The organism is Hydrogenophaga sp. (assembly GCF_022844385.1).
Taxonomy (GTDB): Bacteria; Pseudomonadota; Gammaproteobacteria; order Burkholderiales; family Burkholderiaceae_C; genus Hydrogenophaga.
Window position 1 is genome coordinate 1 of sequence record NZ_JALHLX010000136.1, and the last position, 8,671, is coordinate 8,671.

Here is an 8,671-nt window from a genome sequence, read left to right on the forward strand (position 1 = left end):
CCGCCGCCATCCCGAAAGGGAGCGTACCGGTTCGACCCCGGTTCGAGGCACCAGGCTAGGTTTTTTCCGGTTTCGCCGGTACAGTGAGTTTTCATGACCCGATACAACGCGCCCTTCGAAATCCACGTGCATGGAGATGTGCCTCTGCGCGAAGACGTGGTCTTTGCCCAGATCCAGGACGCACTCAAACCTTTGTGGGTCTACGCTGGCGCCAAGTCGTTGGCGGCGGCGGCCGAGAGCAGTTATGAAGACGAGCCGGGTATCCGTTTTGATGCCGAATCCCATGTCTTGCAGATCTGCTGGACTGTTCCCGGTGATGAGGATTTCCGACAGGTGATTGAAGAAGCCTGCATGGGCCTCAACGACATTGCGTCCACCGGCGCGCCGCTGGAGGTTTCGTTCTACGACGCCGAGTTCGATGAGGAAGATGAGTCCTCCGAGGAGGAAGCGCGCGACGACTTCCTGATGTGCTTTGTGGGTCCCACGCCTGCGGCCATCATGCAGGTCCAGCGCGACCTGCTGGTGCAGGATGTGCTGCACATCATGGAGCGTCACTTCGACGCATCCGAGTTGGGCGACGTGGTGAGCTCAATCGACAAGCTCTTCACCCAGCGCTTCGACGCGCTGGTGAATTCCATGCAGTTGGGTAAACCTCCGCGTGGATACGGCGGCCAGTCGGGCCATGGTGGGCCGCGCAAGCCGCGTCATTTGCACTGAGATCCGGCTGGGCCTTTCCCTGCCCTGACTTGCCCAGGCCCTAGACTGCGCTTCTCGGCGGACACCTGCTTCCGCTGCCCGGAGCGCTCATGTCCCTCTTTTCCACCGATGCCCTGAACCCTGGTGTGCGCAAGCGCGAGGTGTTCGGCTGGGCGATGTTCGACTTTGCGAACTCGGGCTACACCACCGTGGTGTTGACCGCGGTGTTTGCCGCCTACTTTGTGGGTGCCGTGGCCGATGGTGCCGAGTGGGCCGCGTTCGCCTGGACTGCGGCCTTGAGCCTGTCGCACCTGATCGTGATGTTCACCATTCCGGCCATGGGCGCCTGGGCCGACCAGCATGCTGCGAAGAAGCGGCTCCTGATGTTCACAACCGCAGGCTGCGTGCTGGCCACGGCGGCTCTGGCGCTGGTGGGGCCGGGTGCGGTCGTGCTGGCCATGCTGCTCATCGTGGTGTCCAACGTGTTTTTTGCCTGGGGCGAGTCCCTGGTGGCGGCCTTCCTGCCCGAACTTGCGCGTCCTCAAGCCATGGGGCGGGTCAGCGGCTGGGGCTGGAGCCTGGGCTATTGCGGCGGCATGCTGGCGCTGGGCCTGAGCTTGGCTTATGTGTTGTGGGCGCAAGCGCAAGGGCAGAAGGCGGCCGAGTTTGTGCCGGTGACCATGCTGATCACTGCGGCGGTGTTTGCGCTGGCGTCCTTGTTCACATTGGTTCTGCTGCGTGAACGCGCAAAGCCTCAGACCAGCTTGAAGACAGGTTCCGCATGGCGCCAGTCGTTCAGGCAACTGCGCAGCACGTTTCAGCAGGCCAGGCGTTACCAGGACTTCATGTGGCTGCTGGCCTGCGCCACGGCCTACCAGGGTGGCGTGGCGGTGGCGATCACGCTGGCGGCGATTTACGCCGAGCAGGTGATCGGCTTCGCTCAGCAGGAAACCATGGTGCTGATCTTCGTGCTCAACATCGCGGCCATGGTGGGCGCGTTTGCTTTCGGCTACTGGCAGGACCGCCTGGGCCACAAGCTGGCGCTGGGCATCACACTGGTGGGCTGGGTCGCCACCTGCGTCATCGCGGCCATCACCACGACCAAGGGCGGCTTCTGGTACGCCGCCGCCATTGCTGGCGTGTGCATGGGGTCGAGCCAGTCGTCGGGTCGCGCCATGGCCGGCATGCTGGCGCCGCCGGCGCAGCTGGCCGAGTTCTTTGGCCTTTGGACGTTCGCCACCCGCGTGGCCAGCATCATCGGACCGCTGAGCTACGGAGCCATCACCTGGATGACCGGGGGCAACCAGCGCCTGGCCATCGGGTCCACCGCCGTGCTGTTCGTGATCGGGTTGTTGTTGCTGATCCCGGTCAACATGAAGCGGGGTCGGGAGGCGGCGCTTCAGCCGGCGAACGCTTCAGGTCACTAGTTTTTCTGCGCAGGTTGGCAGGCCGAGCCATCGCCGGGCGGCCAACGAGAGCGTGGTGGGATCGCCGGTGGACACCAGTACCGGTGCTCTTGCGGCGGTGTCATTCGTTCCGGACATGTTCAGAACGTCGCGCGTGCGGCGTGCCACCGCTTCGCCGGTGTCGATCAACGCCACGCCCGGCCCCAGCAACTGCGCCATGGCGTCGGCTGCAAAAGGGTAGTGCGTGCACCCCAGCACCACGGTGTCCATGTCGCCTGGGGCCTTGTCGCGCAGTGCTGTCACGTAGCGTTCACACAATGCCTGCTGAGTCTGCAGGTCGTCGCGTTCGATGGCGTCGGCCAGGCCGTCGCAAGGCTGGCAGATGAAATGCAGAGGGCTGGAGGCCACGCTTTCCAGCTGCGCGCGCAGGCGCGCGAACCGCTCGCTGTTGAGCGTGCCGCGCGTGGCCAGCACGCCGATGTGGCGCGTGTGGCTCATCGCAGCGGCGGGCTTGAGCGCCGGCTCCACGCCCACGATGGGGAGGTCGGGGTGGGTGGCGCGCAGGCTGTCGATGGCCAGCGCGGTGGCGGTGTTGCAGGCCACCACCAGCGCATCGATGTGGTGGGTGTGGCGCAGCCAGGTGGTGATGCGTTCCGATCGTTCGGTGACCTCGGCGACGGTGCGCTCGCCGTAGGGCGCATACGCGCTGTCGGCCACATAGACAAAGCGCACCCCGGGCAGCTCGGCCAGCAGGGCGCGCAGCACGCTCAGGCCGCCGACCCCGCTGTCGAACACCCCGACGGTATTCAAGCGGCGGCGACGCTGATGCCCTTGAATTCGCCAGTGGCGATGCGCTTCTGCCACTCGGCCGGGCCAGTGATGTGGGCGCTGGTGCCGCCCGAATCCACCGCCACCGTCACCGGCATGTCGACCACGTCGAATTCGTAGATGGCTTCCATGCCCAGGTCTTCGAAGCCCACCACCTTGGCGTGCTTGATGGCCTTGGACACGAGGTAGGCGGCGCCGCCCACGGCCATCAGGTAGGCGCTCTTGTGCTGCTTGATGGATTCGATGGCGACCGGACCGCGCTCGGCCTTGCCGATCATGGCGATCAGGCCCGTCTGCTCCAGCATCATGTCGGTGAAGCCGTCCATGCGGGTGGCGGTGGTGGGACCGGCCGGGCCCACGGCCTCATCGCGCACCGGGTCGACCGGGCCCACGTAGTAGATGACGCGGTTGGTGAAATCCACCGGCAGCTTCTCGCCCTGGGCGAGCATGGTCTGGATCCGTTTGTGCGCGGCGTCGCGGCCGGTGAGCATCTTGCCGTTGAGCAGCAGCGTCTGGCCGGGCTTCCAGCTCGCCACCTCGGCCTTGGTCAGCTTGTTCAGGTCCACGCGCTGGCTTTTCTGGGTATCGGGCACCCAGTTCACGTTCGGCCACAGGTCCAGGCTGGGCGCTTCCAGGTACACCGGGCCGCTGCCGTCGAGCACGAAGTGCGCGTGGCGCGTGGCGGCGCAGTTGGGGATCATGGCCACGGGCTTGCTGGCCGCGTGTGTGGGGTACATCTTGATCTTGATGTCGAGCACGGTGGTGAGGCCACCCAGCCCCTGCGCGCCGATGCCCAGGGCGTTGACCTTCTCGTAGAGCTCCAGGCGCAGTTCTTCCACCTGCGTGAGCTTCTCGCCCTTGGACGCCTTGGCCTGCAGCTCGTACATGTCGATGTCGTCCATCAGGCTCTCTTTGGCCATCAGCACGGCCTTCTCGGCGGTGCCGCCGATGCCGATGCCCAGCATGCCCGGCGGGCACCAGCCCGCGCCCATGGTGGGCACGGTTTTCATCACCCAGTCAACCACCGAGTCGCCGGGGTTGAGCATGATCATCTTGCTTTTGTTCTCGCTGCCGCCGCCCTTGGCCGCCACGGTCACTTCCACGGTGTCGCCGGGCACGAGCTCGGTGAAGATCACGGCGGGGGTGTTGTCCTTGGTGTTCTTGCGGGCGAACTGCGGGTCGGCCACGACCGAGGCGCGCAGCTGGTTGTCGGGGTGGTTGTAGCCCTGGCGCACGCCTTCGTTGATGGCGTCTTCCAGGCTGCCGGTGAACCCGTCAAGCCGCACGTTCATGCCGACCTTGAGGAACACGTTGACGATGCCGGTGTCCTGGCAGATCGGACGGTGGCCGGTGGCGCTCATCTTGCTGTTGGTCAGGATCTGCGCAATGGCGTCCTTGGCGGCGGCGCTTTGCTCACGCTCGTAGGCGCGGGCGAGGTGGGCGATGTAGTCGGCCGGGTGGTAGTAGCTGATGTACTGCAGGGCGGCGGCGACGGATTCGATCAGGTCGTTCTGGCGGATGCTCGTGGTCATGGCGGTGGGGGAGTTGGTGTCTGGGGTCTGTTGCCGGGGGCCGCACGGGTGCACAGTCTGCTACGGTGGGCCAGCCGGTATTTTGACAGGTCGTCCCAACGCCGGCTGACACAGGAGAGCGCCATGAAGACCCGGATAGAACGCGACACCATGGGCGAGGTCGCCGTGCCCGCCGAGCGGCTGTGGGGCGCGCAGACGCAGCGCTCGCTGCAGAACTTCGACATCTCGGGCGAGCGCCAGCCGCGCGAATTGATCCGGGCGCTGGCGCAGGTCAAACGTGCGTCGGCCGTGGTGAATCACGCACTGGGCCTGCAGGACGAGAACAAGACCGGAGCCATCGTGACCGCGGCCGACGAGGTGATTGCCGGGCAGCACCAAGCCGAGTTCCCGCTGGTGGTGTGGCAAACCGGTTCTGGTACTCAGACCAACATGAACCTCAACGAGGTGCTGGCCAACCGGGCCAGCGAACTGCTGGGCGGGGAGCGCGGCGAGGGCCGGTTGGTGCACCCCAACGACGATGTGAACCGCAGCCAGTCAAGCAACGACGTGTTTCCCACCGCCATGCACGTGGCGTCGGTGGACGCGATCGTGCACCGGCTGCTGCCTTCGCTGGCATTGCTGCGAACCACCCTGGCGCTGAAGGCCGCCGAGTTCACCGACATCGTGAAGATCGGCCGCACGCACCTGCAGGACGCCACGCCCCTGACACTGGGTCAGGAGATGTCAGGGTGGGTGGCGCAGCTCGCGAACAGCGAAAGGCATGTGCGCGATGCCTTGCCGCACCTGTGCGAGCTAGCGCTGGGTGGCACGGCGGTGGGCACCGGGCTGAACGCATCTCCTGGTTACGCGGTGGCCGTTGCAGCCGAGCTGGCGCGTCTCACCGGCCTGCCTTTCGTGACCGCGCCCAACAAGTTCGAAAACATGGCCAGTGTCGATGCCCTGGTGCACGCCCACGGCGCCCTCAAGACCCTGGCCGCCAGCTTGAACAAGATCGCCAACGATGTGCGCTGGCTGGCCAGCGGACCGCGCAGCGGCATTGGTGAGCTCAGCATTCCCGAGAACGAGCCGGGCTCGTCCATCATGCCGGGCAAGGTCAACCCCACACAGAGCGAAGCCGTGACCATGCTCTGCGCCCAGGTCATGGGCAACGACGTCGCCATCAACATCGGGGGCGCGTCGGGCAACTTCGAGCTCAATGTGTTCCGTCCCATGGTGGCGCACAACTTCCTGCAGAGCGTGCGCCTGCTGGCCGACGGCATGAAGAGCTTCAATGACCACTGTGCCGTGGGGATCACGCCCAACCGCGAACGCATCAAGGAACTGGTGGAGCGCTCGCTGATGCTGGTGACTGCGCTCAACCCGCACATCGGCTACGACAAGGCCGCGCAGATTGCCAAGCGGGCGCACATGGAAGGCTCCAGCTTGCGCGAAGCGGCCCTCGCTTCCGGGCATGTCACGGCCGAACAGTTCGACCTGTGGGTGCGCCCTGAGGACATGGTCGGGCGCTGACGCACAGGCGAAAAAGGGCGACCGTGAAGGCCGCTCTTTCCGGCTGCTGCAGCTCTCAGTGCTTGCTGCCCGGCGGGGGCTGCATCAGCTTGTCCGTCATGGCAATCGCCATGGCGCTGAGCAGGAAGACCACGTGGATGATGGTCTGCCACATCAGCACCTGCTCGGTGTAATTGGCGGCGTTGATGAAGGTCTTGAGCAGGTGGATGGAGCTGATGCCGATGATGGCGGTGGCCAGTTTCACCTTGAGCAACGACGCGTTCACATGGCTCAGCCATTCGGGCTGGTCGGGGTGGTTCTCCAGGTGCATGCGGCTCACGAAGGTCTCGTACCCGCCGATGATCACCGTTCCGTTGAGGCCGGTCAGTTGCACATCGGGCTTGTAGCGGATGCTGCTGATGAGTTTGTCGAGTGCGATCTGGCTGCCGAAGGCGGCTTCCTGCAGGTGCACCAACTCCACCCAGAAGTGAAAGACGTAGACACATTTGGCCGCGATCAGACCGATGTAGAGCGGCAACTGCAGCCAGCGACTGGCACAGATCAGGTTGGGCAGGGCGCGGATCGGGGCGGGGGTTTTGACAGGGTCGGTCATGAGGGAGGGCGATGCGCTGTGCGCCCGGGGCGGGCGGCGGCAAGGACGGCGTCTTGCAGGTTGGCAAGGCAGTCGCACCCGGGTTTGTACCGATGTCCTGCCGCCGTGGGAGGCTGTCCCAATGGGAGTCTGCGTGTCATGTAAGTGGCTCGTAAGAGCCTGTGCCCACAGTCAATGGCTGACCCGAATCCACAACATCTGAGGAGACTGCCCATGTCCACACCGTCGACGTCCATCCAATCCACCCTGGTCGAAAACCGTGTTTTTGAACCCTCCGCAGCCACAGTCCAGGCTGCCCGGGTCTCGGGCATGGCGGCCTACCAGGCACTGTGCGACGAGGCCGACAAGGACTTCGAAGGCTTCTGGGCCCGTCTGGCCCGCGAGACGCTGACCTGGCACAAGCCTTTCACCAAAACGCTGGATTCGTCGAACGCGCCGTTCTACAAGTGGTTCGAGGATGGTGAGCTCAACGCCTCGTACAACTGCCTGGACCGCCACATGGGCACGCCGGTCGAGAACAAGACCGCCATCATCTTTGAAGCCGACGGCGGCGAGGTCACCAAGGTCACCTACAAGGAGCTGCTGGCCAAGGTCTCGCGCTTTGCCAACGCGCTCAAGGCGCGCGGCGTGAAAAAGGGCGACCGCGTCGTCATCTACATGCCCATGACGGTTGAAGGCGTGGTGGCCATGCAGGCCTGCGCGCGCATCGGCGCCACCCACAGCGTGGTGTTCGGCGGCTTCTCGGCCAAGGCGCTGCAAGAGCGCATCCAGGACGCGGGCGCCGTGGCCGTGATCACCGCCAACTACCAGCTGCGCGGTGGCAAGGAGCTGCCGCTCAAGTCCATCGTCGATGACGGCATTGCCATGGGCGGCTGCGAGTGCATCAAGAACGTGATCGTGTTCCAGCGCACGCCCACCGCCTGCAACATGGTTGCAGGGCGCGACAGCTTCATGCACGACGTGATGGCCACCGAGTCCGACGTGTGCCCGGCCGAAATGGTGAGCGCTGAGCACCCGCTGTTCGTGCTCTACACCTCCGGCTCCACCGGCAAGCCCAAGGGTGTGCAACACAGCACCGGCGGCTATCTGCTGTGGGCCAACCTCACCATGAACTGGACCTTCGACCTGAAGGCCGACGACATCTTCTGGTGCACCGCCGACATCGGCTGGATCACTGGCCACACCTACGTCACCTACGGCCCGCTGGCCGCAGGCGCCACGCAGATCGTGTTCGAAGGCGTGCCCACGTACCCGAACGCCGGCCGCTTCTGGCAGATGATCGAGAAGCACAAGTGCACCATCTTCTACACCGCGCCCACGGCGATCCGTTCGCTGATCAAGGCGGCCGAGGGCGACGAAAAGGTGCATCCCGCTCGCTCCGATCTGTCGAGCCTGCGCCTGCTCGGTTCGGTGGGTGAACCCATCAACCCCGAAGCCTGGATGTGGTACTACAAACACGTGGGCGGCGAGCGTTGCCCGATCGTGGACACCTTCTGGCAGACCGAGACCGGCGGCCACATGATCACGCCGCTGCCGGGCGCCACGCCACTGGTACCGGGCTCGTGCACGCTGCCGCTCCCTGGCATCGCCGCGGCCATCGTGGACGAAGCCGGTCTGGACGTGCCCCACGGTTCGGGCGGCATCCTGGTGGTGAAGAAGCCCTGGCCTTCGATGATCCGCACCATCTACGGTGATCCGGAGCGCTTCAAGAAAAGCTATTTCCCCGAAGAACTCAAGGGCTACTACCTGGCCGGCGACGGCGCGGTGCGCAGCGCCGATCGTGGCTACTTCCGCATCACCGGGCGGATCGACGACGTGCTCAACGTCTCGGGTCACCGCATGGGCACGATGGAGATCGAGTCGGCCCTGGTGAGCAAGACCGATCTGGTGGCCGAAGCCGCCGTGGTGGGCCGCCCCGACGATCTGACGGGCGAGGCCATCGTGGCCTTTGTGGTGCTCAAGCGCTCGCGCCCCACCGGCGAAGAGGCCAAGGCCATCGCCAAGATCCTGCGCGACTGGGTGGGCAAGGAAATCGGCCCGATCGCCAAGCCCAAGGACATCCGTTTCGGCGACAACCTGCCCAAGACCCGCAGCGGCAAGATCATGCG

The 8,671-nt window shown here is 65.2% G+C and carries 7 protein-coding genes; 4 read left to right on the forward strand and 3 right to left on the reverse strand.

Going from position 1 to position 8,671, the window contains the following annotated elements; translation table 11 throughout:
• Positions 1 to 93: 93 nt before the first annotated feature.
• The gene (locus Q0C59_RS16765) at positions 94 to 717 is read left to right on the forward strand and encodes a DUF6806 family protein (protein ID WP_291217629.1); all 624 of its coding nucleotides are present in this window, start codon (positions 94 to 96) and stop codon (positions 715 to 717) included.
• A gap of 89 nt (positions 718 to 806) precedes the next feature.
• A complete protein-coding gene (locus Q0C59_RS16770) occupies positions 807 to 2,123 on the forward strand; it encodes an MFS transporter (protein ID WP_291217632.1) in 1,317 nt (438 codons plus the stop codon).
• On the opposite strand, the gene murI is transcribed toward Q0C59_RS16770, so the two are convergent.
• Together murI and Q0C59_RS16780 are read right to left on the reverse strand one after the other, a co-directional pair.
• Positions 2,112 to 2,912: a glutamate racemase gene (gene murI, locus Q0C59_RS16775; protein WP_291217634.1), complete on the reverse strand. Its 801-nt coding sequence runs from the start codon at positions 2,910 to 2,912 to the stop codon at positions 2,112 to 2,114. The two genes, Q0C59_RS16770 and murI, sit on opposite strands and share 12 nt — an antisense overlap.
• A complete protein-coding gene (locus tag Q0C59_RS16780; protein WP_291217636.1) occupies positions 2,909 to 4,462 on the reverse strand; it encodes a fumarate hydratase in 1,554 nt (517 codons plus the stop codon). Before Q0C59_RS16780 ends, murI begins: the two co-directional genes overlap by 4 nt.
• 123 nt (positions 4,463 to 4,585) lie before the next feature.
• On the opposite strand from Q0C59_RS16780, the gene fumC reads away from it, so the two are divergent.
• Complete coding sequence (gene fumC / locus Q0C59_RS16785; protein ID WP_291217638.1) at positions 4,586 to 5,971, forward strand: class II fumarate hydratase; 1,386 nt, start codon at positions 4,586 to 4,588, stop codon at positions 5,969 to 5,971.
• Positions 5,972 to 6,026: 55 nt separating this feature from the next.
• Here fumC and Q0C59_RS16790 read toward each other — a convergent pair whose 3' ends face one another.
• Positions 6,027 to 6,563 carry a TIGR00645 family protein gene (locus Q0C59_RS16790; protein WP_291217640.1) on the reverse strand — a complete coding sequence of 179 codons (537 nt, stop codon included), beginning with the start codon at positions 6,561 to 6,563 and terminating at the stop codon, positions 6,027 to 6,029.
• A gap of 213 nt (positions 6,564 to 6,776) precedes the next feature.
• Here Q0C59_RS16790 and acs point away from each other — a divergent pair.
• Positions 6,777 to 8,671, forward strand: a 1,895-nt coding sequence (acs, locus tag Q0C59_RS16795) for an acetate--CoA ligase (protein WP_291217642.1), incomplete at its 3' end; no start/stop codon positions are given.

Bases quoted from the DNA above. Each gene is read 5' to 3' on its own strand.
- Q0C59_RS16765 (WP_291217629.1), top strand. From the start codon at position 94: ATGACCCGATACAACGCGCCCTTCGAAATCCACGTGCATGGAGATGTG.
- Q0C59_RS16770 (WP_291217632.1), top strand. From the start codon at position 807: ATGTCCCTCTTTTCCACCGATGCCCTGAACCCTGGTGTGCGCAAGCGC.
- Q0C59_RS16780 (WP_291217636.1), bottom strand. From the start codon at position 4,462: ATGACCACGAGCATCCGCCAGAACGACCTGATCGAATCCGTCGCCGCC.
- fumC (WP_291217638.1), top strand. From the start codon at position 4,586: ATGAAGACCCGGATAGAACGCGACACCATGGGCGAGGTCGCCGTGCCC.
- Q0C59_RS16790 (WP_291217640.1), bottom strand. From the start codon at position 6,563: ATGACCGACCCTGTCAAAACCCCCGCCCCGATCCGCGCCCTGCCCAAC.